Below are 25,681 nucleotides of genomic sequence, written 5' to 3'. Positions count from 1 at the left end.
ACCCTGCTGAAAGCCGAACCCGACGTCATGAAACCGCTGATCGCCGCTCCCTTCGCCATCGTCGCGCTCGCCATGCCCTCCGTCGCCGCGGCGCCGCAGTTCCAGGGCATCGCACCGATCGCCTTCATGCAGGATCTGTCGTCGGGCGCGGTGCTGTACCAGCGTGACGCCGATCGCCGCATGCCGCCGGCGTCGATGGCGAAGATGATGACGGTCTATGTCGCGTTCGACATGATCAAGAAGGGCGAACTGAAGCTCGACCAGATGATCACCGTCCGCCCCGAAACCTGGGCGAAGTGGCACGGACCGCAGGCGGGATCGACCATGTTCCTGTCGCCCAACGAAAACGTGAGCGTTGAAAACCTGTTGAAGGGCATCGTCACGCTGTCGGGCAACGACGCCTGCGTCGTGCTGGCCGAGGGCATTTCGGGCACCGAGCAGACCTTCACCGACCGCATGAACGCGCAGGCGAAGCGTCTGGGTCTGTCCAACAGCCATTTCGGCACCGCCAACGGCTGGCCGGACAATGGCGTGACCTACGTCACCGCGCGCGACCTCGCCCATCTCGCGACCGCCACGATCCAGGACTTCCCAGATCTCTACAAGCGCTTCTACTCGCTGCCGAACTTCACCTGGGGCAAGACTTTGGGCGCCGGGGCCGACATTACGCAGGCGAACCGCGATCCGTTGCTGGGCCGCGTCGCCGGCGCCGACGGCCTGAAGACTGGCCACACCGAAGAGGCCGGTTACGGCTTCACCGGCTCCGCCGAGCAGAACGGCCGCCGTCTGGTGATGGTCGTCGCCGGGCTGACGTCGTCCAAGGATCGCGCGGAGGAATCGGTGCGCTTCATGGAATGGGGCTTCCGCGCCTGGCAGGCGAAGCCCGTCGTCGCGGCGGGCAAGCAAGTGTCCACGGCCGAAGTGCAGATGGGCAGCTCCAGCAACGTCGGTCTCGTCGCCCCGCGCCAGCTGACCGTCACGTTGCCCGCCGGCGCCGTGCCGCAGATGAGCGCAAAGGTCGTCTACGAAGGCCCGATCAAGGCGCCGATCACCAAGGGCCAGCATATCGCCGACCTCGTCGTGACGTCGCCTGACCTGCCCGAACAGCGTCTGCCCCTCGTCGCCGACAAGGATGTCGGTCAGGCGGGCTTCTTCGGTCGCGCCTGGGCGGGGCTGACCTCGTTCTTCGGTTGATCGCGCGACCGCGATGACCGCGTTGTTCGGTAATGCCGAAGCGCAGGAGGCCTTTACGGCCGCCCTGCGTAGCGGTGTGCTGCATCACGCCTGGTTGTTGGTCGGGCCGCAAGGCGTGGGCAAGGCACGCTTCGCCGAGATGGCGGCGTTGCGCATGCTCGCCGAGGCAAGTGCGAGCGGCGTCAGCGCGCCGGGACTGATCGTGCCAGACGATCACCCCACGCGGGCGCTGGTCGACGCCGGGTCGCACCCCGACCTACGCATCCTGCGCCGTCTGCCGAAGGATGCCGACAAGTCCGACCAGGATATCGCGCGGTCGATCAGCATCGCGCAGGTGCGCAGCCTGCAACTGATGTTCGCGACGACGCCGTCGATGGGCGCGCGCCGCGTCGTCATCATCGACGCGGCGGACGATCTCGAGCGCAACGGCGCCAATGCGCTGCTCAAGAACCTGGAGGAGCCGCCGGTGGGGACGGTGTTCCTGCTCGTGAGCCATGCCCCCGGACGATTGCTGCCGACCATCCGATCACGATGCCGGGTCCTGCGCTTCGCCGCACTCGACGAAGGCGACATGCGCCGTGCGCTGCACGAGGCGTTGCCCGATGCGGACGGCGACGAGATCGGGACATTGATCGCGGCGGGGGAGGGCTCGCCGGGCCGCGCGATCCGTTATGCGGGGCTTGACGTTGCCGGCCTCGATACCGCGATCGCCGCGATCGCCACCGACGGGGATCCTATGAACACGCGCCGCGCGGCGCTTGCCAAGGCGCTAGCGGGAAAGGGGAATGCCGCGCGTTACGAAGTATTCCTGGATCGGGTTCCCGCGATCATTGCGCGCGAAGCCCGTGGACGGGCGGGGAAGCGGCTGAAAACCGCACTCGACGCCCAGGCTGCTGCGCGCGACCTCGCCGGCGCAGCGATGGGCCTTTCGCTCGATGCTCAGGCGACGGTGTTCGAGATGGCGGCGATCGTCGCGCGGCTGCGCTGACGCCGCTTCACCTCGCCGGATCGATGGACTAGGGAAGCGCGCTATGGCCGATCCCTATTACATCACCACCGCAATCCACTACCCCAACGGCCGTCCGCACATCGGCCATGCCTATGAGATGATCGCCGCGGATGCGATCGCGCGTTTCCAGCGGCAGGCGGGGCGCGACGTGCGCTTCCAGACGGGCACCGACGAGCACGGGCTGAAGATGGCGCAGACCGCGCGCACCCGCGGCATCGACGTGCGTGCCTTCGCCGACGAGATGTCGTCATATTTCAGCGGGATGGCGGACACGCTCAACATCTCATACGACCGTTTCATCCGCACCGTCGAACCCGGTCACTATGCTGCCAGCCAGGCGATCTGGCAGGCGATGCGCGATGCGGGCGACCTGTACCTCGATCGGTATGAGGGTTGGTATTCGGTGCGCGACGAAGCCTTTTACGACGAGAAGGAACTCGTCGAGGGGGAAGGGGGCGCCAAGCTGTCGCCCCAGGGTACGCCCGTGGAATGGACTGCCGAAGAGACGTGGTTCTTCCGCCTGTCGAAGTATCAGCAGCCGCTGCTCGAGCTGTACGCCGCCAACCCCGATTTCATCCGGCCCGAGGCGCGCCGTAACGAGGTGATGCGCTTCGTCGAGGGCGGTCTGTCGGACCTGTCGGTCTCGCGCACCAGCTTCGACTGGGGGGTGCCGGTGCCCGACAGCCCCGGCCACGTCATGTACGTGTGGGTCGATGCGCTGACCAATTACCTAACTGGTGCGGGTTATCCCGACGATGCCGAGACGATGGCACGCTTCTGGCCCGCCGATCTGCATCTGATCGGCAAGGACATCACGCGCTTCCACACCGTCTACTGGCCGGCGTTCCTGATGTCGGCGAACTTGCCGCTGCCGAAGCAGGTGTTCGCGCACGGCTTCGTGCTCCACCGGGGCGAGAAGATGTCGAAGTCTGTCGGCAACGTCGTCAGCCCCGACGAGCTGACCGATGCGTTCGGCGTCGATGCGGTCCGCTATTTCCTGCTGCGCGAAGTCAGCTTCGGGCAGGACGGCAGCTATTCGGCCGAGGCGATCGTGACCCGGGTCAATGCGGAACTCGCCAACAGCTTCGGCAATCTGGCACAGCGCACGCTCTCGTTCATCGCAAAGAACTTGGATGGCGCGCTGCCGGAGGCCGGTCGCAGCGATCCGGCGGATGCGATGCTGATCGAGGAGATGGTCGTCGCCTGCGCCGGACTTCGCACGGCATTCGACGACCTGATGCTGAGCCAGGGGATCGAGGCGTGGATGCGCGGCGTCTTCGCTTGCAATCAATATATCGACGCTCAAGCGCCTTGGGCGCTGCGCAAAACCGATCCCGAACGGATGCACGCGGTGCTCGGCACGCTGGTGCGGGCGATCCGTATGCTGGCGATCGCGATCCTGCCGGTCGTGCCGCAGTCGGCGGGGAAGGTGCTGGATCAGCTCGGCGCGGTCGAGCGTGACCATGCCGCGATCGACGACGATGGTTGGTATGCCCGACAGCAGGCCACAGGCTTTACGATCGCCCCCCCGTCGCCGGTCTTCCCGCGGCTCGAACTGCCTGCCGCCGAAGCATGATGTTCGCCGACAGCCACTGCCACCTCAATTACAAGGGGGTGTTCGAGCAGCAGGGTGACGTGCTTGCTCGCGCGCGGTCGCGTGGGGTGGGGGCGATGCTGAACATCTCGACGCGCGAAAGCGAATGGGACGCGGTCGTGGCTACGGCCGAGCGCGAACCCGACGTCTGGGCCTCGATCGGCATCCACCCGCACGAAGCCGATCAACATCCCGACGTGGACATCGCGCGCCTCGTCGACCGGGCGGCGCACCCGCGCATCGTCGGGATCGGTGAATCCGGCCTCGACTATTACTACGATCACTCCGATCGTGCCCGCCAACAGGCCAGCTTTCGTAGCCATATCGGAGCGTGTCGCGAAACCGGGCTACCGCTGATCGTTCATACCCGCGATGCGGAAGAGGACACGCTGGCAATCCTGCGGGACGAGATGCAGCAGGGGGCCTATACGGGCGTCATCCACTGTTTCACCGCGAGCGGCGCCTTTGCCGATGCGGCGCTAGAGCTGGGGTTCTACATTTCGATTTCTGGGATCGTGACGTTCAAGAACGCTCGCGACCTGCAAGAGACGGCGGCGCGGCTGCCGATCGAACGGCTGCTGATCGAAACCGACGCCCCATTTCTGGCGCCGGTGCCGCATCGCGGCAAACAGGGCGAGCCTGCTTTCGTCGCGGACACCGCGACCTTCCTCGCTCAGCTTCGCGGCGAGCCCATCGAAGAGTTAGCGGCACGAACCGCGGATAACTTCTTTACCTTGTTCAACAAGGCGCGCGCATGAAAGTCCGCATTCTCGGCTCGGGCACGTCATCTGGCGTGCCGCGGATCGGGAACGACTGGGGCGCCTGCGATCCCAATGAACCGCGCAACCGGCGTACGCGCGTATCGTTGCTCGTGGAGCACGACGACACGCGTATCCTGATCGACACAGGCCCCGATATGCGCGAGCAATTGCTCGCAGCGGATGTCTCGACGGTCGATGCGATCCTCTGGACGCACGATCATGCCGATCATTGTCACGGCATCGACGACGTTCGACAGATTTTCCATGCTATGCGCCGGCCGGTCCCGGGATATGCCAGGACGAGCACGCTCGCCGCGCTCCGCGATCGGTTTGCCTATGTCTTCGCCGGCCGTCAGGGCTATCCGCCAACGGTGGAGAGCGCTGTGTTACCGGACAGGCTGACGATCGGTGCGATCACGATTGACGTGGTCGATCAGCCGCATGGCCATATCACCTCGGCGGGCCTACGCTTTTCTGCGGGTGGCGCGGTGGTGGGATATGCTACCGACTTTCACGAACTGACTCCGGCGATGCGCGCGCTTTACACCGGGCTCGACGTCTGGATCGTCGATGCGCTCCGCTATGCGCCGCATCCGACCCATCCGCACGTGCCGGAGGTGCTCGACTGGATCGCAGAGCTCGGGCCGAAACGGTCAGCCTTCATACACATGGACCAGAGCATGGATTACGCCACGCTGGTCCGCGATCTGCCGTCCGGCGTCGAACCCGGCTACGATGGATTAGAATTCGTCTTATGAACCTCGACTCCGGCGGCCAGGCGGTCATCTATCTGCTGCTGCTCATCCTGCCGATCTCGGCGTTGATCGCTCGAAGAGTGCCGGTATTGCGGGTCGTCCTGTCGCTGGTCAGTTGGGCGGTGATCGCAGGCTTGCTGCTGGTGGTGATCACCGAGCGCGAGCGGTTCGACCCGTATCTGCAATATGTTACGCGGCTGCTGAAACTGGACGACCAGAATGTCGTCGGCGAGGAGACCCGCATCAGAATGTCTGCCGACGGGCATTTCTGGGCGAAAGTGACGATCGATGGCGTGAACCGGCGCATGCTCGTCGATAGCGGAGCGACCCTGACGGCATTGTCGACAGAAACCGCGACGGCGGCGTCACTCGACGTGAGGGACAGCCTGATCCCGATCGTGCTCAATACGGCAAACGGACGTATCCAGGCGCGGAGCGCGACAGTGCGAGATCTGAAACTCGGCGATATCGTCGCGCGCGATTTGCCGGTGGTCGTATCGCCCGCGTTCGGCGACACCGACGTCCTCGGCATGAATTTCCTGTCGAAGCTGAAATCGTGGCGGGTGGAGGGCAACACGCTGATCCTCGTACCACACCATCACCAGAAATTTACATAATGTATATTATCAATCTTATGGTGGAAGCCCGGTATGGCGGTTGAGCGGCTGTTGGCGATCATGGCGCGCCTGCGCGATCCGCAGCATGGTTGCGAATGGGACGTGGCGCAGACCTGGGCGACGATCGCACCCTATACGATCGAAGAAGCCTATGAGGTCGCCGATGCGATCGCGCGAAACGATGCCGACGATCTGAAAGACGAACTGGGCGATCTGCTGCTGCAAGTCGTGTTCCTTGCGCGGATTGCAGAGGAAGCCGGCGCCTTCGCCTTTGCCGATGTGGTGGCCGCCATCAGCGACAAAATGGAGCGGCGCCATCCGCACATTTTCGGCGAGGCATCGGTTAGCCCCGGTTGGGAGGAATTGAAGGCCGCGGAACGGCGCGAGATGACGAAAGACGATAGCGCGCTGGCCGGCGTCGCAGCGGGCCTTCCCGCTTTGATGCGGGCCGTAAAGCTGCAAAAGCGCGCCGCCCGAACCGGGTTCGACTGGCCCGATCAGACTGGCGCCATTGCCAAGATCGTGGAGGAAATCGAGGAGGTTAAGACGGCTTCCGAAGATCAGCGTGAGGATGAGATCGGCGATCTACTGTTCGCCGTCGTCAATTGGGCGCGACACCTGGGTGTCGATCCCGAAGCCGCCTTGCGATCAGGCAACGCCAAGTTCGAGCGTCGCTTCCGAGCCATGGAAGCCGTAGGCGGCGAGGCGTTCGCCGCACTGAGCCTCGAGGACAAGGAAGCGCTCTGGCAGCAGGTAAAGCGCGGCTGAGCCCGTTCAATCAACGCTGGAGAAAGCGCTCGTAGTCCCGCTCGGCGAGCCGAACCTCGTAGCGGGTCGACAGCCCCTCGCCCTCATCTTCCTGCCCCAGCACCTCGCCATGCGCGTGCAACCACGCGGCGCCCGCACCGTCTCCAGCCGGAAGCGTGATCCAATAGCGGCGGTGGCCGGCGGTCAGCTTCGCCGCGACCTGCTCGATGAGCTGATCCACCCCTTCCCCATCCAGTGCGGACAGCGCAACGACGTCGTCGCGGCGTGCCGCCTCCACCAGCACGTCTTCATGCTGGTCCGCGTCGAGCAGATCGAGCTTGTTCCACGCCTCAAACCGCGGCGTCGTTTCAGACACGCCAATTTCGGCCAGAACGGCTTCGACGTCGGCGCGTTGCGCCTCGGTGTCCGGATGGGCGATGTCACGAACGTGGATCAGCAGATCCGCCGATACCACCTCTTCCAACGTCGCCTTGAACGCCGCGACCAGCTGCGTCGGCAGGTCCGAGACGAAGCCGACGGTGTCGGACAGGATGGCCTTGTCGATGCCGGGTAGCGAGATCTGGCGGAGCGTCGGGTCGAGCGTCGCGAACAGCAGGTTTTCCGCCATCACGTGTGCGCCGGTCAGGCGGTTGAACAGCGTCGATTTGCCGGCATTGGTATAGCCGACCAAAGCGATCACCGGCCACGGCGCGCGCTGGCGCCGTTCGCGGTGTAGTCCGCGCGTGCGGCTCACCTGTTCGAGTTCGCGCCGCAGCCGCGCCATGCGATCGCGGATCAGCCGGCGGTCGGCCTCGATCTGCGTTTCGCCGGGGCCGCCGAGGAAGCCGAAGCCACCGCGCTGCCGCTCGAGGTGGGTCCAGCTGCGGACCAGCCGGCCGGCCTGATAATCAAGGTGGGCGAGTTCGACCTGCAACCGCCCTTCGGCCGTGGCGGCACGTTCGCCGAAGATTTCGAGGATCAGGCCGGTGCGGTCGATCACCTTGGCCTCCAGCGCGGTCTCGAGGTTGCGCTGTTGCACCGGCGTCAGGCTGGCGTCGAATACGACGAGGTCTGCTTCGTCCTGCCGCACCTGCACGGCGAGCTGCTCAACCTGACCGCTGCCGATCAGTGTCGCAGGCTTGGGCTGCCGGACGCGTACCGCCACCTTGTCGGTGACGACGAGGCCGATCGCGGCGGCGAGACCAGCGGTCTCCTCCAGCCGCGCCTCGGCGTCGCGATGCGCATCGCCCTGATCAGGCAGGACGATCAGCGCGCGACCGCCACGGGCGAACTCGTCACGGTCACGGTTGAAGCCAGTGCTCATCGCTTATTCGTCCGTCTCGCCCTCATCGGCGAGGTTGAGCGCGCGCGACGGCTGGATGGTCGATACCGCGTGCTTGTAGACGAGCTGCGCCATGCCTTCACGCTGGAGCAGCATGCAGAACAGGTCGAACCCGGCGATCTGACCCTGCAGCATCACGCCGTTGATCAGGAACATCGTCACCGAATCTTCGGATTTGCGCACCGCGTTGAGGAAAATCTCCTGCAAAAGCGGCTGCTTGCGCTGCGCTTCTCCTACGGGTTCGATGATCCCGGCCAGATCCATCGGGCCCGACGGCATGATCGTGGAAATGGCGTGCTTGTAGATCAGCTGGGACTGGCCATCGCGGCGGAGCAGCACGGAGAAATTGTCGAACCAGGTCACGATACCCTGGAGCTTGACGCCCTTCACCAGGAACATGGTGACCGGGGTCTTTGAGCGGCGCAGCGAATTCAGGAACAGATCCTGCAGCGAGCCTTGCTTTTCGGCCATGAATGTGAGCCTTTTTCCGTTATTGGCGGGACGTTCGCCCGCTATCGCGCCGTTTCCCGGCGTCGGGATCGCCGCCCATGCCGGACAGCGATCCTGTATCTATGAACGAAGGCCCGTGCCGTAAAGGCGTCAATCCTCGCGCACGTCGGTAATGCCGAGCAGCTTGAGCTTGCGGTGCAGCGCCGATCGCTCCATCCCGATGAAGCTCGCGGTACGGCTGATGTTGCCCGAGAAGCGGCGGATCTGGACGCGGAGATATTCGCGTTCGAACGTCTCGCGGGCTTCGCGTAATGGCGCACCCATGATCGCGCCGCCACCGCCGCCGGCCAGATCGCCCTGATCGCCAAGGACTTCGGCGGGCAATAGGTCGAGATCGATACGGCCGATGCGATCGCCAGGCGCGAGGATGATCGTGCGCTCCACGACGTTGCGCAGCTGGCGGACGTTGCCGGGCCAATCATAGCTTTGCAGCGCGACCATCGCGTCCGGTGCGATCTCGGGAGTCGGCACGCGGCGTTCGGAGGCGTAGTGCGCCATGAAATGCTCGACGAGCGAGGGAATGTCCTCACGGCGCTCCGCCAAAGCCGGCAGCATCACCGGCACGACGTTGAGCCGGTAATAGAGATCTTCGCGGAACCGCCCCTCGGCAATCTCCTGCGTCAAATCGCGCGAGGTGGCGGACACCACGCGGACGTCGACCTTCACCGTTCGCGTGCCGCCGATGCGGCTGAAGCTCTGGTCGGTCAGCACGCGCAGGATGCGCGCCTGCGTCGCGATCGGCATGTCCGCGATTTCGTCGAGGAACAATGTGCCGCCATGCGCCTGTTCGAGCAGGCCTGGCCGGACGAGGTCCCCCCCCTCCTCCACCCCGAACAGCTCCTCCTCGACGCGCTCCGGCGTCATCCGCGCGGCGCTGACGATGACGAAGGGCGCTTCGGCGCGATTGCTCCAGCCGTGGAGCAGGCGGGCGGCAACCTCCTTGCCGACGCCTGCCGGCCCCATGATGAGCACGCGGCTGCCGGTCGCGGCGACGCGCTTCAGTGTGGCGCGCACGCCGTTGATCGCGCCCGAGCGGCCGGTAAGGTCCGTCTCGCGACCGGCCGAGACGCGCAGGCTGGCGAGTTCGCGACGCAGCCGTTCGGTCTCGGTCGCGCGGGCGACCAGCAGCAGCAGCCGCTCTGCCTCGAACGGCTTTTCGATGAAGTCGCTGGCGCCGCGGCGGATCGCGGCGACGGCGGTGTCGAGATTGCCATGGCCCGAAATGACGAGCACGGGGATCGAGGGATCGCGCCGCTTGATTTCGTCGAGCAGTTCTAGTCCGTCGAGGCGGGAGCCCTGCAGCCAGACGTCGAGCAGCACCAGCGACGGGCGTCGAGTGGCGATCGCCTCCAGCGCGGCGTCGCTGTCCGCCGCGGAGCGCGTGTCATAGCCTTCGTCCTCCAGGACGCCGGCGACCAGTTCGCGGATATCGTGTTCGTCGTCGACGACGAGGATGTCGAGCGCCATAATCTCTAATTCCGATTGCGTGTGAGTGCAGCAAGCTGGCCGGCACCGTCATGTTCGGTCACCGGTTCGGGTGGGGCTGCCCCCTGATCGAGCGCCGCGAGTGCCGCGGCATCGAATGTCATGCGCACCACGGTGCCTCCGCCGTCACGGTCGGCGAAGGTCATGGTGCCGAAATGGTCCTCGACGATCTTCTTGACGATCGCTAGGCCTAGGCCCGTGCCGCGGGCGCGGGTCGTCATATAGGGCTCGACGATCCGGTCGCGATCCGGCGGCAGGCCGACGCCCGTATCCGCGACCTCGACGACGATCGTCGTGCCATCCTCACGGATGCCCATGGTGACGGCGCCGCCGCCATCCCCCTTGCTCTCGATCGCTTCGACCGCGTTCTTGACGATATTGGTGAAGGCGCGACCGAGCTGGTGGCGATCGCAGACGAGCTGCGGGGCCGGAAAGTCGTGGTCGAGCGCAAAGCGGATGGCGGGATGCGCGACCTCGTGCAGGAACAGAGCCTGGCGGGCGATGTCGACGAGCGATTCCTCGCGGAACACCGGCTTCGGCATGCGGGCGAAGGACGAAAACTCGTCCACCATCCGCCTGAGGTCGCCGACCTGCCGGACGATCGTTTCGGTCAATCGCGCGAAGGTGGTATCTGCGGGATCGATCTTGCTGCCGTAGCGGCGTTGCAGGCGCTCGGCGGCGAGCTGGATCGGAGTGAGCGGATTCTTGATCTCATGCGCGATGCGGCGCGCGACGTCCGACCAGGCCGCGCGGCGCTGGTCGAGCAACTGCTGCGTGATATCGTCGAAGGTCAGGATGGGCCCCGCGTCGGTCCGCGCGATCCGGACCGCGAGCGTACGCGTCTCGCCGCCGCGCACGACTTGGACGATCGCCTCGCGCTGGCCACTCGCCACCAGATCGGCGAGCTCCGGCGCGATGAGAGCCAGCGGTTGTCCCACGACGCTGTCGATGCCCGTGCCGATAAGTTCGGACGCCGAATTGTTGGCGATGCGAATCGTGCCGTCTTCGCCCGAGGCGATCACGCCCGCCGATACGCCGGCCATGACGGCCTCGATCAACGCACGCCGGTTATCGAGCTGATCGTTTGCGGTGACGAGCGCGCGGTTCTGCTCCTGCAGCCGCCCGGTCATTCGGTTGAACGCATTGGCCAGTGTGCCGACCTCATCCAAGGTGCGGGGATCAGGTACGCGCGTCGACAGATCACCGTCCGCGACGCGCCGCGCCGCGCCTACAAGCTCGCCCAGGGGGCGAACGAGACGGTCGGCAATGGCGAGCGCAATCCACACCGCAAGGGCCACGATCAACAACGAAATGCCGAGCAGGGCTGAGTTGAACCGCAACTGCAACGCCCGCGAACGCGATTGCATGTCTCGGTAGTCGGCGACGAGCTTCTCGCCGCGCTTCCACTGTTCGACCACGCCGGGATCGAAGACCCGCGCCACATAAAGATAGGCGCCCTTGCCGTACTTTAACGGCATCAACAGCGCGGCCCGATCCTTAGCCTGAATAACGACGCTCGGCGTACCAGAATCGATCTTCCTGATCATGCCGGGGGTTACGACGCGGTCCAGCCGCCGTTCGTACGGATTGACGAAGGCAATCGGAACCGGATCACCTTTCACGAAGATTGCCATTTCAGACATGTTGCGCTGCTTCAGCTGAAAGACGAGCGCCTTCGCAAACGTTTCACTATTGATTGGATATTCTCGAAAATAACCCGCAAGGTCTACGCGCATGGCGCTCGCTTCAGCAGCAATACGATCCAGTTCTTGATAATAGTTAATCTGCAGAAGTGCGGTCGAATTCTCCAACATCCCACGAGCGCGGTCCGAATACCAAAACTCGACGCCGTACTGGAACAGCAGTGACGCAAAGATATTTACCAGCACTAGCGGGACGGCTGCGACAAGCGAAAACAACGCGACCAATTGTACATGCAACTGCCCGTTGCCGCCAATCTGGGACTGCACTGCGCGCCGTCTCGCGATCCGCCGCCCGATCAGCATCATCAACGTCGTGCCGGACACCAGATTGGCGACAAGCAGCAAGGCGACCAACGGCGGTGAAATCACGCGCGTGTCGGATGCCCCCCCCGTCAGCACGAAATAGGTCGCTACCGCGATCGCCAACGCGAGCGCCAGTACCAGCCCTTCGACCGCGGGCGTGATCCGCCGGCGGCGAACCGGTAGCATATCGTTCAAATCGGGCGTGGGGGCCGCGTGCATTCGTCCCTCCGTACAACGCGGATTGTTGCACGGAAACCACATAATTGCCGGTTGCGGTGGTTTGGGGCCACAGTGCGATCAAGCGCGGCGGTCAGCCGCTACAGCTCAATCGTCGCCCTTCGCGCTGATCCCCAGCGTATCCAATCGCTTGCGCAGCGTATTGCGATTGAGCCCCAGGGCGCGCGCCGCGCGTAACTGGTTGCCGCCGTGGCGGGCCAGCATCGCCTCGATCAAGGGGCGTTCCACCTCCCCGATGACGCGATCGTATAAGGTGCCATCGTCCAGGGCACCGGGACGCTCGCGGGCGATCCGTTCGATCAGGTGGCGCACAGCCTCGGCGATCCCCGCGTCGGGCAAATCCACTTGTGCACCCGGCACACCAATCATGTCGCGGATCGTCGCCGGATCGATCAGCTCATCCCGCGCCAGCACCGCGAGACGCCGCATCAGGTTTTCGAGTTCCCGGACGTTGCCCGGCCAATCATATGCGGCGAGCGCGGCTTCTGCCTCCGGCTGCAGCTGGCGACGGGGCAGGCCCTCGGCGGCAGCGCTGTCGAGGAAGTGGCGGGCGAGCAACGGAATGTCCTGTCGCCGGTCACGCAGCGCGGGCAGCACGATCGGGACGACGTTGAGGCGATAGAACAGGTCTTCGCGAAATTGGCCCGAGGCGACCTGCTGCGTGAGGTCGCGATTGGTGGCAGCCACGACGCGCACATCGGCCCGCATCGTCCGAGCGCCGCCGACAGTGGTGAACTCGCCCGACTGGAGCACCCGAAGCAGACGCGTCTGGGCGTCCATCGGCATGTCGCCGATTTCGTCGAGGAACAGCGTGCCGCCCGCGGCCTGTTCAAAGCGGCCGGCGTTACGCTGACCCGCGCCGGTGAAAGCGCCGCGTTCGTGACCGAACAATTCCGCCTCGATCAGCTCGCGCGGAATCGCGGCCATGTTGATGGCGACGAACGGCGCGCCCCGGCGTCGCCCGAGATCGTGGATTGCGCGCGCGACCAACTCCTTGCCCGTGCCCGATTCGCCGGAGATCAGCACGGTAAGATCCGTCGCGACGACGCGGGCGATGACCCGGTAGACGTCCTGCATTGCCGGCGACCGACCGATCAGGGGTAACGCGGGGTCCTCCCCCTCCCCTTGTGGCGGCATCGCCGCGTGGCGGACCAGCGCACCGGCGACGGCGCGGGTCAGATCGTCGAGATCGAAAGGCTTGGGGAGATACTCGTACGCGCCGACCTCGTTCGCACGCACTGCCGTCGTCAGCGTATTTTGCGCCGACAGGATGATGATCGGCAGGTCGGGGTGGCGGGCATTGACCTCTGCCACATGAACGATGCCGTCGCCGTCGGGCAGCACGACGTCGCTAATCAGAACATCCGGCAGCCGCTGCGCCAAAGCGCGGTCGGCCTGCGACAGGGTCTCCGCCGTCTGAACGTCGTGTCCGGCGCGGCGTAGCGCCTGGGCGACGACGGTGCGGATTGCAGCGTCGTCGTCGACGACCAGAACGCGGCTCACTGGGCGGCCCGTGGCAGCAGGAGGCGGAGGGTCGTCATCTCGGGCAATCCTTCACGGGCATATTGAACGATCCCGCCCATGTCGCGCATCAGCTTGTCGACCAGCGCGAGGCCAAGCCCCTGCCCCTCCGGCCGGCCAGAGATGAACGGATCGAAGAGATATTCGGAGATGTCGGCGGGGGCGCCGGGACCGTTGTCGGTCACGCAGATCTCGATCGGCAAGGGCACGCGCGGGCCTCCCGGCGTCGCCGCCACCGACATGCCGTGGCGATAGGCGGTGGTAATGACGATGCGTGGATCGGCGACGGTGCGCGTCGCTTCCGCAGCATTCTTCAGCAGGTTGATCAAAATCTGGAGCAGGGCATCGCGATTGATCGCAGCATGCGGCAGCGAGGGATCGAACCGCTCCTCCATCGACACGCCGCGGGCAAAGCCGGCGAGCGCCAGCCGGCGGGCGTGCCCGATGAGCGGATAGATATTCTCCGACTGGATCGGCAGCGGGCGTGTGTCGCTGAAATCCTGCATACGGTCGATCAGCGCAGCGATGCGGTCGACCTCCGTCACGATCAACGTGGTCAGTTCGCCGGCATCGAGCAACTGCGCGGCGCCGCGGATACCGGACAGCGGGTTCTTGATCTCGTGCGCTAGCATCGCCGCGGCGCCACTCGCTGCCCGTGCACTAGCTCCGCGTCCGCCCAGCTGGCCGACGCTGCGCGTACCGGCAACGCTGTGCAGCGTGATGACGCGCCAACCGGGATAATCGGCGAGCTGCGCCTCGGAAAAGTCGACACGGATTTTGGGGCCGTGCGGCGTCGCGATCTCAGTGTCGTAGACCGCATAGCCGTGCCCCCCCTGCCGGTCGCCAGCCGGAGGGCGTGGCAGAATCGCGGACAGCGACTGCCCGCGCATGACCCGTTCGGACAAATTGAGCAGCAGCTCTGCCTGCGCGTTCCCGTGCTGGATACGGTCTTCACGATCGATCACGAGCACGGCGACGGGCAGCGCCGCGAACAGTTCGGCAAAGCCCGGACGATCGGTCACGCGCGTATCAGGCGGCTTGGCGGACGGCTGCGGAAGGCTGATCGCGGTATGGCGCGTAGAAATCGGCGAGCATCGCCTTCACCCGTGCCGCGCTCGGCTCCTGGTTCACCGCGTTACGGAACTCGGCCGATCCGGTGAGCCCCTTGGTGTACCAACCGATGTGTTTGCGCGCCATGTTGACGCCGGTCATCTCGCCATAATGGTCGAGCATGGCATCGTAATGCTCGACGATGACGCGATATTGTTCGTCGAGCGACGGGTCGGGAAGCCGTTCGCCGGTCGCGAAATAGTGCATCACCTGCCCGAGTATCCACGGCCGCCCATAGGCGCCACGGCCGATCATGACGCCATCGGCGCCGGACTGATCGATGGCGTCCACCGCATCGTCGATCGTGCAGATGTCGCCGTTGGCGATCACCGGCAGGTCGATCGCGTCCTTGACCGAACGAATGAAGCGCCAGTCGGCTGATCCCTTGTACATTTGATTGCGGGTGCGCCCGTGGACGGTGATGAGCTTCACCCCCAGGTCCTGCGCGATCCTGGACAGTTCGGGCGCGTTGAGGCTGTCGTGGCACCAGCCCATGCGCATCTTTAGTGTCACCGGAGCCTTTACCGCCTTTACCACGGCATCGATCAGGGCAGCGGCGAGTTTGAGGTCGCGCATCAGCGCCGATCCTGCGTCGCCGTTGGTCACCTTGCGGACCGGGCAGCCCATGTTGATGTCGATGATTGCCGCACCGCGATCTTCGGCGAGCTTCGCCGCCTCGCCCATTTCGTACGGGGTGCACCCGACGAGCTGCATCGACACCGGCTCTTCCGACAGGTGCCACGCGGCCTTCTGGAGCGACTGCCGCGTCTCGCGGATCGCCGCCTGGCTCGCGATCATTTCGGTGACGTTGAGACCGGAGCCGTAGCGCCGCACGAGCGTGCGGAACGGCATGTCGGTAACGCCGGTCATGGGCGCCAGCACGACGGGCTGCTCGATCCGGATGGGACCGATCTGAATGGGCGTGAGATGGGCCATGGATCTGCCTGAAAAACGGGCAGCTCTTACCGTCCTATGCCCGCTCTGGCAAGCATTGCGGGTCTGCGCTAGGCGGCAGCGATGATGCAAGAGCAACGGACGGTCGCGCTGATCGTGGCGGCGGGCAGTGGTTCGCGCGCCGGCGGAGCCATCCCGAAACAATATGCCCGCGTGGGTGGCAAGGCATTGCTGGCCCACGCCTATGACGCCTTTGCCAGCCACCCGGCGGTGGACGAGGTGGTGGTGGTGATTGCCGAGGGGGCGGAGTCGCTGGCGGCCGCCGCGCTCGGGCCGGTGCGCATGGTCGTCGGTGGGGCGACGCGGCGCGAGTCGGTCGCGCGCGGGCTCGCTGTGCTCGAGGCCGACAGGGTGCTGGTCCACGATGCCGCACGGCCGTTCGTGCCGGCGCAGGTCATCGACCGGATATTGACCGCACTCGACACCCACGAGGGAGCGATCCCCGGACTCGCGGTTGCAGACACACTGATACGCGACGGCTCGGTCGTCCCGCGCGACGGACTGTTCCGCGTCCAAACGCCGCAGGGCTTTCGCCTGTCTGCGCTACGCGACGCTCATGCCGGCTGGCCGGCCGATGAAGAGGCCACCGACGATGCGCAGATGGTGCAGCGGCTTGGCGGGAGCATCGCTTTGGTGCAGGGCGATGCGATGCTCGACAAAGTGACGCATCCGCAGGACTTCGCCGCGGCCGAAGCCCAGATCGCCTGGGAAACGCGGAGCGCCTCAGGCTTCGACGTCCACCGGCTCGAAGCGGGCGAGGAATTGTGGCTGGGCGGCGTGCTCATCCCGCACGACAAGGGTTTGTCAGGGCATAGCGATGCCGATGTCGGGCTGCATGCGCTGACCGATGCGTTGCTGGGCACGATCGCCGCGGGCGACATCGGCACGCACTTTCCGCCGAGCGACCCGCAGTGGAAGGGCGCCGATTCCGCGCAATTCCTGCAGCATGCCGCCACACTGATCGCCGACAAGGGGGGCCGAATCGACTTCGTCGATTTGACGCTGATCTGCGAGGCCCCCAAGATCGGGCCGCACCGCGAGGCCATGCGCACGCGGATCGGCGCGCTGCTCGGGCTGTCGGAAGACAGGGTCAGCATCAAGGCGACGACGACGGAGCGGCTGGGCTTTACCGGCCGCGGTGAAGGCATCGCTGCGCAGGCGGTGGCAACCGTGAGCCTGCCGCGATGAAGACCGCGCTGCTCGCCATCACAGCGCTGCTCGCGGCCGCGCCCGCCGAAGCGCAAAGCCGCTGCATCACCACGCCCGAGGCGGAGGCGATGACGCTGGTCGCCTTGCCCGATATCATTCAGCAGACCGGCATCGTGTGTTCGACTCGATTGCCCGCAACGAGCCTCATCCGGCAGACGGACAGCGACTTCTTGGCGCGCTATCAGTCCGCCGCGGATCGGGCTTGGCCCAACGCCCGTGCCGCGATCGTCAAATTGTCCGATCCGATGATCGATTCGCTGCTGCAATCCGAATTCGCCCGCCCGCTGTTGACGGCAGCGCTGGCGCCGTTGCTCGTCGGCCGGATCAATCCCGCCGATTGCGGTACGATCGATCGCTTCGTGACGCAGCTCGCGCCCCTCCCCCCGCAGAATACCGCAGGAGTCATCGTGACGACTTTGCGCTACTTCAAGGCGGAAAAGGCGAAGGGCAAGGCTATCAATGTGCCTGACCTGCCGCTGTGTCCGGAGGCGCGATAATGGACAGCCTGCTCCCCGCCGAACTGATCGATGCCGCACGGCGGGTCGTGGAGGCGAACCGCGCCGCCGGACGGACCGTGGCGTTGGCCGAAAGCTGCACCGGCGGCCTCGTCGCGGCGGCGCTGACCGAAATTCCGGGCTCGTCCGATGTTTTCGGCGCCGGCTTCGTGACGTATTCAAACGAAGCCAAGATGCGGCTTTTGAAGGTCAATTCCGACGTGCTCGAAACATTTGGCGCGGTGTCGATCGCCGTCGCCTGGAGCATGGCGCAGGGCGCGCTCGCCAATAGCGATGCGGATGTCGCGGTAGCGATCACCGGCATCGCAGGTCCCGGTGGCGGGTCGGAAAAGAAGCCCGTCGGTACGGTCGTCTTCGCCCGCGCGGAACGGGGCGGCGACCCCGCCGACGTCCATGCCGACCGCAAGCAGTTCGGCGACCTGGGACGCGGCGGGATCCGCCTTCAGGCGGCGTTGGTCGCGCTGGAGCTGCTGCTGCCGTAAAGAACGCGGGCGCGATCTTCGAACGCGCCGATCATCTTCCTGAGCGCGACGCCGAAGACCTGCCCCGCCATCATCTCGAACATCCGGTTCTTAAACTGGAAGTCGACGCTGAAATCGACCGCGCAGCCGCCCTCCTCCGGTCGGAAGCGCCAATCGTTGTGAAGGTACTTCAGCGGCCCGTCGATATATTCGACGTGGATGCTGCCCGGGCGCTGCTTCTCGACCTTCGACGTGAACGTCTCGCGCAGGCCCTTGAAGCCGACGATCATGTCGGCGAGCGTCGCGGTATCGCTGTCCTGGCGCACGCGCATCGCACTGACCCAGGGCAGAAATTCCGGATAGCGCTTCACGTCGGCGACCATGTCGAACATCTGCTCGGGCGAATACGGCAGGTGCCGCGTTTCCGAATGTTTAGGCATGGACGGCGAGCTTGGCCTCACGCGCGGCACGCATCCTCGCGAAATCGTCGCCGGCGTGGTAGCTGGAGCGGGTCAGCGGCGAGGATGCGACGAGCAAGAAGCCCTTGGCACGTGCGATCGCGGCATAGCTGTCGAACGCCTTGGGCGTGACGAACTCTGCGACCTTAGCGTGGCGAGGCGTCGGCTGGAGATACTGGCCCATGGTGAGGAAATCGATATCGGCCGAGCGCATGTCGTCCATCACCTGATGCACCTCGAGCCGTTCCTCGCCCAGCCCGAGCATGACGCCGGACTTGGTGAAGATCGACGGGTCGAGCTTCTTGACGCTCTCCAGCAGGCGGATCGACGCATAATAGCGGGCGCCAGGTCGGATCGTCGGATACAGGCGCGGCACGGTTTCGAGATTGTGGTTGTAGACGTCCGGCCGTGCGGCGACGATCGCCTCGACCGCCGCTTCGTGCTTGTTGCGGAAATCGGGCGTCAGGATTTCGATCGTCGTCTTGGGGTTCGCGCGGCGGATCGCCTCGATCACCTTCACGAACTGTTTGGCACCGCCATCGGGCAGATCGTCGCGGTCGACCGAGGTGACGACGATGTGTTCCAAGCCCATTTGCGCAGCCGCATCGGCGACGTTGTTCGGCTCCATCGGGTCGACCGCGCGCGGCATGCCGGTCTTTACGTTGCAGAAGGCGCAGGCGCGCGTGCAGGTGTCGCCGAGGATCATGACGGTCGCATGCTTCTTCGACCAGCATTCGCCGATGTTCGGGCAGGCCGCCTCTTCACAGACGGTCGTCAGGCTCTTGGACCGCATCAACTCGCGTGTCGCGGCGAAGCCGGCGCTGGTCGGCGCTTTCACGCGGATCCAGTCGGGCTTGCGCTGGCGTTCGGGGCGGGCCACCGGAGTCATCTCGTTCATCCGGGCGAGATAGCGATGTCGAGCGAATGGAACAACCGTCGCTCGATTGTGACGTTGCTTTGCTGGCGCGCCGGGAAGGGCACCAGTCGGCCCTGAACGCGTTATCCCCGCCGAACCGGACCTAGACCATAACGGAGGCACAATGACCGACTTTTCCGACATGATTGGTGGCTATCATCGGTTTCGCGACACCGGCTGGTCGGAACAGCGCGACCGCTGGGACGAACTGAAGGACGGCCAGAGCCCGAAGGTGATGGTGATCGCCTGTTCGGACAGCCGCGTCGATCCGTCGCAAATCTTCGACACCTCCCCCGGCGAAATCTTCGTCGTCCGCAACGTCGCCAATCTGGTGCCGCCCTATGAAGTCGGCGGCGGCTATCACGGCGTGTCGGCGGCGCTGGAGTTTGCGGTGACGCAGCTCGAAGTTCCCGAGGTGCTCGTGATGGGCCACGCATCGTGCGGCGGTTGCAAGGCGGCACTGACCCATGGGTTCGAGGATGCCAAGGCCGGCGAGGGCAAGTTCATTTCCGACTGGGTCGGAATGCTCGACGCCGCCCGCGAGCGGGTGATCGCGAAGCATGGCGACGGCCCGGATGCATCGCGCGAGATGGAGCATGAGGCGGTGCGCGTCAGCCTGAACAACCTGCGCACCTTCCCCTTCGTGGCGAAGCGCGAGGCGCAGGGCACGCTGAAACTGCGCGGCGCCTATTTCGCGATCGCGGACGGCGTGCTGCACGTGATGGACGACGACGGCGTGTTCGCGCCAGCCTGATGATAGATTAGCCCTCTCCCGACAGGATCGGGAGGGGGCTTATAGCGGACGCGCGTAGATCACGTCATCGCACAGGGCGCTGCCGACGCGATATTGGCGCTGTCCGACGACGTCGAAGCCCTGACGTTCGTAAAACGCGCGCGCCCGTGCATTGCGGCCCAATACGCCGAGCAGCAGGCGCGTTCGCCCCATCGCTAGGGCATCAGTGATCGCCTGATGCATGAGGGCATGGCCCAAGCCGGTACCTTGGGCGCCGGGCAGCGTGTAAATGCGCCTGAGCTCGATATCGCCGCTGTCGGTGTCGACGGGCAGATTGGGCGTGGTCAGGACGCTATAGCCGACAGGAGCAGCGCCAGTCCGGTGTTCGGCGAGGGTGACGACGCTGTCAGGATCGCCGACCCATGCGGCGAAGGTCGTCGGCGCGCTGTTCTTCGCGACGTGCGCGACGATGTCCGCGCCATCGAGGATGCCGGCGAAGGTCGTCAGAAAGCTGGCGCAGGCGACCAAAGCGACCGCGGGCGCATCCTCGACGGACGCACGCCGCAGCCGCCAGTCGGTCATCAGCCGACGATCTCTTCAGGCTTGAAGAAATAGGCGATCTCGATTTCGGCGTTCTCGTCCGAATCCGAACCGTGGACCGTGTTGGCCTCGATCGACTCGGCGAGCTCCTTGCGGATCGTGCCGGCCTCGGCGTTCGCCGGGTTGGTTGCGCCCATGATGTCGCGGTTACGCTGCATCGCGTTCTCGCCCTCGAGAACCTGAACGACAACCGGACCCGAGATCATGAACTCGACCAGGTCGTTGAAGAAAGGGCGCTCCTTGTGAACGGCGTAAAAGCCTTCTGCCTGCTCGCGGGTCATGTGGATACGCTTCGACGCGACGACGCGCAGACCTGCGTCCTCCAGCATCTTGGTCACCGCGCCGGTCAGGTTGCGGCGGGTGGCATCGGGCTTGATGATCGAAAAGGTACGGGTCGCGGCCATGATGGTCACGGGCTCCTGTGATTTGGGAGGGGTTTGAAAGTGGCGCCGCCCTAGTCGGGGGGCGGCGGCTTTGCAACCGCTTCGGGTTTAGGCCGCCTGTTCCCAGCGACCGGTATCGGACTGTTTCCAATAGCGCCGCTCCACGCCGTCGCGCCCACCCAGTGCCCTCCACGCCTCACGCGCGGCAACGATGTGCTCGTCCTCGAAGAAGTGGAAGGCGCGATCAAAGGCCAGGGCTTCATCGCGCCACTGGCCATCGACCAGCGCGACGTGGCGGGCCTGGTTGGTCGGGGTGACCGTAGGTGCAACCAGTACCGGTTGTACGCTGTCGTCCCCTGCCCCCGCCTGTGCGTGCGGCAGGAAGCTGTCGGGGCGGTACGTCCACAGCAGGCGGTCGAGGTCGGCGCGTTGCTCGTCACGCGCGGTGACGATCAGCAGGCGCGCGCCGCTTTCCACCACCTTCGCCGCGATCTGCGGCAGCGCGCGGTCCAGCGGCGTCGCGGTGAGATGGTAGAAGTCGACCTGCATGCCGGGGGGTGTAGCCTGCCGGCCGGCATGGCTCCACCCCCGCAGCGCTGCAGCTTATCCTTCGAAATGCTCCGCAACGAGGCGGTCGAGCAGCTTTACGCCATAGCCCGTCGCGCCCTTGTCATAGGTCGCGGCGGCCTTATCGCTCCACACCATGCCGGCGATGTCGAGGTGTGCCCACTGTACGCCCTCATCGACAAAACGCTGGATGAACTGCGCCGCGGTGATCGAACCGGCGCCCCGCGGTCCGACGTTCTTCATGTCGGCGATCGGGGAATCGATCAGCTTATTGTACGTGTCCGACAGCGGGAAACGCCACAATTTGTCGCCGGTCGCGGTGCCGGCGGCGAGCAACTTGTCGGCGAGGCCGTCGTCGTTGGAGAACAGGCCGCCATATTCGTTGCCCAGGCTGACGATCATCGCGCCGGTCAGCGTGGCGAGATCGATGATGGTCATCGGCCGGAACGTCTTCTGCGTCCAGGTGATCGCATCGCAGAGCACCAGCCGCCCTTCGGCATCGGTGTTCAGGATTTCGATCGTCTGGCCGGACATGGAGGTCACGACGTCACCGGGACGCTGTGCGTTGCCATCAGGCATGTTCTCGACGAGGCCCATAACGCCGACGACGTTGACCTTCGCCTTGCGACCGGCGAGCGCCTTCATCGTGCCCGCGACCGCGCCTGCGCCGCCCATGTCCCACTTCATGTCTTCCATGCCCGCGCCTGGCTTCAGCGAGATGCCGCCCGTGTCGAAGGTCACGCCCTTGCCGACCAGCGCGAGGGTGGGATCGCCCTCGCCCGCTCCGTTCCACTTCAGCGCTAGAATGCGCGCATCGCGCACCGACCCCTGGCTGACGCCGAGCAAGGCGCCCATGCCATGTTCGCGCATCTCATCCTCGCCGAGGACGATGATCTCGAGGCCAAGCCCCTCGACCGATTCGCGAACTTGTTCGACGAAGGTTTCAGGGTAGAGAATGTTGGGGGGCGCGGCGACGAGGTTCCGGGTGAGTTCCAGACCCTGCGTCACGGCGTCCTGCGCGGCCCATGCGGCATCGGTGCCGTCGGGTGCCCCGGCGATCGTCAGCGTGGTCAGACTGACCTTCTGCTTGTCGGTGAGCTTGGTGCGATAGTGATCGTAGCGCCACGCGCGCTGGGCGGCGGCGGCGGCGAAGCGCGCCGCGGCCTGCGGGGTGACGTCCACCCCACTCAGGTCGACGACCAAATCGGTCGCGCCCGACGTGAGCAACCGCGCGACCAGCGCGCCGCCGGCCTTGCTCCAGCCGGCTTCGTCGCCGGACCCGACGCCGACCAGCAGCAGCTGCGTGGCCTTGCCGTCGTCCGCGACGAACAACTCGACGATGGCACCCGCCTCACCGTCGAACCGGGCCGCCCTGGCCGCGGCATCGGCGACAGCCTGATGGCCTTCGTCCAATCCGCCCCATTGCGCGCGACCGGCAGCATCCTTGTCGATAGGAAGCGCCAGAATGGCGGGCGCGCTGGGCGCAGTGGAGGTGAAGGCGATCTGCATCTTTCGACTTTCCGGCAACGACTGTGACAGATGCCCGATCTAGGATCGCGGACGGTGAAGCACAACGATTGCAGGTGCGCATCAGGGGTGCGATAGGCGGCAGACGTGCGGCGTCGATCAGGGCGAGGCCGCCATGTACGAAAAAGGGTGCCGGGATCATCGTGTTGCGTTTCGACCTACTGGCCGGCTGTGCGCTCGCCGCGACCCTGATCGCCGGATCGGCGCATGCGCAGGATCTGCAAAGCCGACCCGTCGCGCCGCCATCCTCCAGCGATCCGGCTCTGTCTGCGCCCGCGGCCAAGCCCAATGACTCCGAGCAGGTGCAGTTCAGTGCCGGCAGCCTGGAATATGATACGAATACCGACATCGTCACCGCACTGACCGACGTCCGCATGTTCCGGCAGGGCGATCGCCTGCGCGCCGACAAGGTCGTGTGGAACCGCAAGACCGGGCGCGTCGTCGCCACGGGCAATATCGCGGTCACCAACCCCGAAGGCGACGTCGCCTACGGCGATTCGATCGAGCTGACCGATTCGATGAAGGACGGCGTCGTCGAAAACATGCTCGTCGTGCTGGAACAGGGCGGGCGCATGGCGGCCGAGCGCGGGCAGCGCTACGCCGACGGCACGCTCCAGCTCGACAAGGCGGCCTATACGCCCTGCACGGTGACCAATCCGCAGGGCTGCCCTAAGGAACCGTCGTGGAAGATCACGGCGATCCGCATCACCTACCGTCCGGATCGCGAACGCGTGTATTTCGGTGGCGGTCAGTTTCATCTGTTCGGCCTGCCAGCGCTTCCCCTGCCCGCCTTCTCCCTGCCGATCGGTGGCGGGGCAGAGAGTGGCCTGCTCGCGCCCGACTTCCAGCTCGACCGCGTCAACGGCCTCGAACTAGTGGCGCCGTATTATTTCCGGCTGGCGCCCAACAAGGGGCTGACGCTGACGCCGCACGTCTTCTCGGCCGTCTTGCCGATGATGGAGGCGCAATATGAGGCGCTGGGCACCAACGGCGCCTTCCGCATCACGGCCTATGGCACCGAAAGCCGGCGTAGCGACGATCTCGTGACGATTACCCCGACCGATACCGAGCGGGCCTTGCGCGGCTATATCGATGGCGTCGCCCGCTATCAGCTGTCACCCTATTGGAGCGTCAGCGGTTCGGTGCGCCTGGCGAGCGACCGCACCTTCCTGCGCCGCTACAACATCTCACGCGATGACCGGCTGCGCACGACGGCGTCGCTGGAGCGGATCGACCCCAATACCTATTTCGCGCTGACCGGCTGGTACGTGCAATCGATGCGCGTCAACGATCCGCAGGGGACGCAGCCGATCGCGCTGCCCGAACTCGATTTTCGCAAGCGGATGGACCTTGCCGGTGGGCGTTTGCAGCTGCAGGCCAACACGCTCGCCCTCACCCGAACCGCCGGGCAGGATACGCAACGCGCGTTCGTCGCGGGCCAATGGGACCTTCGCCGCCTGACCAATTGGGGCCAGGAAGTGACGCTCACCGGCTATGCCCGGCTCGACGCATACAACACGCAGGATACGCAGCTGACCAGCGTCGCGAGCTATCGCGGACTGGATGGGTTCCAGACCCGCGCGATCGGCGCAGTGGCGGTGGATGTGAAGTGGCCGTTCGTCGGTAGCTTCCTGGGCGGGACGCAGCGCCTGACGCCGCGGGTGCAGATCGTCGGCGCGCCGCGGATCGCGAACCTTGCCGTCCCCAACGAGGATGCGCGGGCCGTCGACCTCGAGGATTCGAACCTGTTCGCGCTAAACCGCTTCGCCGGGTACGACCGGTTCGAGGACAGCAGCCGGGCCACGTACGGCGCGGAATGGTCGGTCGCGCTGCCCGGCGCGACACTAGATGCGGTGATCGGCCAGAGCTATCGCCTGTCGGAACGGCCAACCATCCTGCCGAGCGGTACGGGTCTGTCGGATCGCTTTTCCGACATCGTCGGCCGCACGACGCTCCGCATCCGCGATTTCGTATCGATCACGCATCGTTACCGCCTCGACAAGGACGGGCTTGCCGTGCGCCGCAACGAGGTGGATGCGACGATCGGGTCGCGCTCCACCTATGTCATGGCGGGCTATCTGAGGCTAAACCGCAATATCTTTCCCGAGATCGAGGATTTGCAGGACCGCGAGGAATTGCGCCTTGCCGGCCGCGTCCAATTCGCGCGTTTCTGGTCGGCGTTCGGATCGACCGTCATCGATCTGACCGACCGCAACGAAGACCCCTTGTCGCTGTCCGATGGATTCGATCCGATCCGCCACCGTATCGGCGTGCAATATGAGGACGATTGCATCCGGCTGGGTGCGACCTGGCGCCGCGATTATCAGGATACGGGCGACGCTCGCTCGGGCAACAGCTTCCTGTTGACGCTGGCATTGACCAACCTCGGCCGCTAAGCCGAAGTTCAGCTGCGACGGGGCAAGACGGGCCGCAAGGCCGTGCTGCGGCGCGCCCGCGCTTTTTGGGGTAA

At 65.4% G+C, this 25,681-nt stretch carries 25 protein-coding genes; 12 read left to right on the top strand and 13 right to left on the bottom strand.

Going from position 1 to position 25,681, the window contains the following annotated elements; all coding sequences use genetic code 11:
• The first annotated feature begins 27 nt into the window (after positions 1 to 27).
• Genes ACGVWT_RS02220 through mazG form a run of 7 tightly spaced genes read left to right on the top strand, consistent with a single transcriptional unit; the run spans position 28 to position 6,698 of the window.
• On the top strand, positions 28 to 1,194 hold the full coding sequence (locus tag ACGVWT_RS02220; RefSeq protein WP_116461183.1) for a D-alanyl-D-alanine carboxypeptidase family protein: 1,167 nt from the start codon (positions 28 to 30) through the stop codon (positions 1,192 to 1,194).
• 13 nt (positions 1,195 to 1,207) lie between these two features.
• Positions 1,208 to 2,182 (top strand): DNA polymerase III subunit delta', encoded by a 975-nt coding sequence (locus ACGVWT_RS02215; protein ID WP_315461241.1) that lies wholly within the window; start codon positions 1,208 to 1,210, stop codon positions 2,180 to 2,182.
• Positions 2,183 to 2,225: 43 nt separating this feature from the next.
• On the top strand, positions 2,226 to 3,779 hold the full coding sequence (metG, locus tag ACGVWT_RS02210) for a methionine--tRNA ligase (RefSeq protein ID WP_315461242.1): 1,554 nt from the start codon (positions 2,226 to 2,228) through the stop codon (positions 3,777 to 3,779).
• A complete protein-coding gene (locus tag ACGVWT_RS02205) occupies positions 3,779 to 4,555 on the top strand; it encodes a TatD family hydrolase (RefSeq protein WP_315461397.1) in 777 nt (258 codons plus the stop codon). The genes metG and ACGVWT_RS02205 overlap by 1 nt, the downstream gene beginning before the upstream one ends.
• Positions 4,552 to 5,316, top strand: a complete 765-nt coding sequence (locus ACGVWT_RS02200) for an MBL fold metallo-hydrolase (protein WP_315461243.1) — start codon at positions 4,552 to 4,554, stop codon at positions 5,314 to 5,316. Before ACGVWT_RS02205 ends, ACGVWT_RS02200 begins: the two co-directional genes overlap by 4 nt.
• Positions 5,313 to 5,930, top strand: a complete 618-nt coding sequence (locus tag ACGVWT_RS02195) for a TIGR02281 family clan AA aspartic protease (protein WP_315461244.1) — start codon at positions 5,313 to 5,315, stop codon at positions 5,928 to 5,930. The genes ACGVWT_RS02200 and ACGVWT_RS02195 overlap by 4 nt, the downstream gene beginning before the upstream one ends.
• 33 nt (positions 5,931 to 5,963) lie before the next feature.
• Positions 5,964 to 6,698, top strand: a complete 735-nt coding sequence (gene mazG / locus ACGVWT_RS02190) for a nucleoside triphosphate pyrophosphohydrolase (RefSeq protein ID WP_315461245.1) — start codon at positions 5,964 to 5,966, stop codon at positions 6,696 to 6,698.
• Between the two features lie 10 nt (positions 6,699 to 6,708).
• Here mazG and hflX read toward each other — a convergent pair whose 3' ends face one another.
• From hflX to dusB, 7 genes are all read right to left on the bottom strand, one after another.
• A complete protein-coding gene (gene hflX, locus ACGVWT_RS02185; protein ID WP_315461246.1) occupies positions 6,709 to 8,001 on the bottom strand; it encodes a GTPase HflX in 1,293 nt (430 codons plus the stop codon).
• A gap of 3 nt (positions 8,002 to 8,004) precedes the next feature.
• The gene (gene hfq / locus ACGVWT_RS02180; protein WP_315461247.1) at positions 8,005 to 8,490 is read right to left on the bottom strand and encodes an RNA chaperone Hfq; all 486 of its coding nucleotides are present in this window, start codon (positions 8,488 to 8,490) and stop codon (positions 8,005 to 8,007) included.
• A gap of 129 nt (positions 8,491 to 8,619) precedes the next feature.
• Entirely contained in the window at positions 8,620 to 9,996 is a 1,377-nt protein-coding gene (locus ACGVWT_RS02175; RefSeq protein ID WP_017978831.1) for a sigma-54 dependent transcriptional regulator, read from the bottom strand.
• Positions 9,997 to 10,001: 5 nt separating this feature from the next.
• Entirely contained in the window at positions 10,002 to 12,239 is a 2,238-nt protein-coding gene (locus tag ACGVWT_RS02170) for an ATP-binding protein (RefSeq protein ID WP_315461248.1), read from the bottom strand.
• A gap of 105 nt (positions 12,240 to 12,344) precedes the next feature.
• Positions 12,345 to 13,760, bottom strand: coding sequence for a nitrogen regulation protein NR(I) (ntrC, locus tag ACGVWT_RS02165; RefSeq protein WP_315461249.1), 1,416 nt, complete (start codon positions 13,758 to 13,760; stop codon positions 12,345 to 12,347).
• Positions 13,757 to 14,800, bottom strand: coding sequence for a nitrogen regulation protein NR(II) (locus ACGVWT_RS02160; protein WP_315461250.1), 1,044 nt, complete (start codon positions 14,798 to 14,800; stop codon positions 13,757 to 13,759). The genes ntrC and ACGVWT_RS02160 overlap by 4 nt, the downstream gene beginning before the upstream one ends.
• A gap of 7 nt (positions 14,801 to 14,807) precedes the next feature.
• The gene (gene dusB, locus ACGVWT_RS02155) at positions 14,808 to 15,824 is read right to left on the bottom strand and encodes a tRNA dihydrouridine synthase DusB (protein ID WP_315461251.1); all 1,017 of its coding nucleotides are present in this window, start codon (positions 15,822 to 15,824) and stop codon (positions 14,808 to 14,810) included.
• A gap of 81 nt (positions 15,825 to 15,905) precedes the next feature.
• Here dusB and ACGVWT_RS02150 point away from each other — a divergent pair, with 81 nt between their 5' ends.
• From ACGVWT_RS02150 to ACGVWT_RS02140, 3 genes are read left to right on the top strand one after another with little or no spacing between them, the layout of a single operon-like run.
• Complete coding sequence (locus ACGVWT_RS02150) at positions 15,906 to 17,030, top strand: bifunctional 2-C-methyl-D-erythritol 4-phosphate cytidylyltransferase/2-C-methyl-D-erythritol 2,4-cyclodiphosphate synthase (protein ID WP_315461252.1); 1,125 nt, start codon at positions 15,906 to 15,908, stop codon at positions 17,028 to 17,030.
• Positions 17,027 to 17,548: a hypothetical protein gene (locus tag ACGVWT_RS02145; protein ID WP_315461253.1), complete on the top strand. Its 522-nt coding sequence runs from the start codon at positions 17,027 to 17,029 to the stop codon at positions 17,546 to 17,548. Before ACGVWT_RS02150 ends, ACGVWT_RS02145 begins: the two co-directional genes overlap by 4 nt.
• Positions 17,548 to 18,048 carry a CinA family protein gene (locus tag ACGVWT_RS02140; protein WP_018250749.1) on the top strand — a complete coding sequence of 167 codons (501 nt, stop codon included), beginning with the start codon at positions 17,548 to 17,550 and terminating at the stop codon, positions 18,046 to 18,048. Before ACGVWT_RS02145 ends, ACGVWT_RS02140 begins: the two co-directional genes overlap by 1 nt.
• Here the strand turns inward: ACGVWT_RS02140 and ACGVWT_RS02135 are convergent.
• The gene (locus ACGVWT_RS02135) at positions 18,009 to 18,467 is read right to left on the bottom strand and encodes a type II toxin-antitoxin system RatA family toxin (RefSeq protein WP_315461254.1); all 459 of its coding nucleotides are present in this window, start codon (positions 18,465 to 18,467) and stop codon (positions 18,009 to 18,011) included. The genes ACGVWT_RS02140 and ACGVWT_RS02135 overlap by 40 nt on opposite strands.
• Positions 18,460 to 19,383: a lipoyl synthase gene (lipA, locus tag ACGVWT_RS02130; protein WP_315461255.1), complete on the bottom strand. Its 924-nt coding sequence runs from the start codon at positions 19,381 to 19,383 to the stop codon at positions 18,460 to 18,462. Before lipA ends, ACGVWT_RS02135 begins: the two co-directional genes overlap by 8 nt.
• Positions 19,384 to 19,525: 142 nt before the next feature.
• Here lipA and ACGVWT_RS02125 point away from each other — a divergent pair, with 142 nt between their 5' ends.
• Positions 19,526 to 20,155 carry a carbonic anhydrase gene (locus ACGVWT_RS02125; protein ID WP_116461197.1) on the top strand — a complete coding sequence of 210 codons (630 nt, stop codon included), beginning with the start codon at positions 19,526 to 19,528 and terminating at the stop codon, positions 20,153 to 20,155.
• 39 nt (positions 20,156 to 20,194) lie between these two features.
• On the opposite strand, the gene ACGVWT_RS02120 is transcribed toward ACGVWT_RS02125, so the two are convergent.
• The 4 genes from ACGVWT_RS02120 to ACGVWT_RS02105 form a co-directional block, all read right to left on the bottom strand.
• Entirely contained in the window at positions 20,195 to 20,716 is a 522-nt protein-coding gene (locus tag ACGVWT_RS02120) for a GNAT family N-acetyltransferase (protein WP_315461256.1), read from the bottom strand.
• Positions 20,716 to 21,138, bottom strand: a complete 423-nt coding sequence (gene ndk, locus ACGVWT_RS02115) for a nucleoside-diphosphate kinase (RefSeq protein WP_017978843.1) — start codon at positions 21,136 to 21,138, stop codon at positions 20,716 to 20,718. Before ndk ends, ACGVWT_RS02120 begins: the two co-directional genes overlap by 1 nt.
• 87 nt (positions 21,139 to 21,225) lie before the next feature.
• Positions 21,226 to 21,666: a DNA polymerase III subunit chi gene (locus tag ACGVWT_RS02110; protein WP_315461257.1), complete on the bottom strand. Its 441-nt coding sequence runs from the start codon at positions 21,664 to 21,666 to the stop codon at positions 21,226 to 21,228.
• Positions 21,667 to 21,720: 54 nt separating this feature from the next.
• On the bottom strand, positions 21,721 to 23,193 hold the full coding sequence (locus tag ACGVWT_RS02105) for a leucyl aminopeptidase (protein WP_315461258.1): 1,473 nt from the start codon (positions 23,191 to 23,193) through the stop codon (positions 21,721 to 21,723).
• A gap of 161 nt (positions 23,194 to 23,354) precedes the next feature.
• Here ACGVWT_RS02105 and ACGVWT_RS02100 point away from each other — a divergent pair, with 161 nt between their 5' ends.
• The gene (locus tag ACGVWT_RS02100) at positions 23,355 to 25,607 is read left to right on the top strand and encodes an LPS-assembly protein LptD (protein WP_315461259.1); all 2,253 of its coding nucleotides are present in this window, start codon (positions 23,355 to 23,357) and stop codon (positions 25,605 to 25,607) included.
• Positions 25,608 to 25,681 lie beyond the last annotated feature (74 nt).

This window comes from Sphingomonas sp. S6 (genome assembly GCF_043498045.1).
GTDB lineage: Bacteria > Pseudomonadota > Alphaproteobacteria > Sphingomonadales > Sphingomonadaceae > Sphingomonas.
Note: the sequence above shows the minus strand (reverse complement) of the source record. Positions and strands in the feature narration are given on the sequence as shown.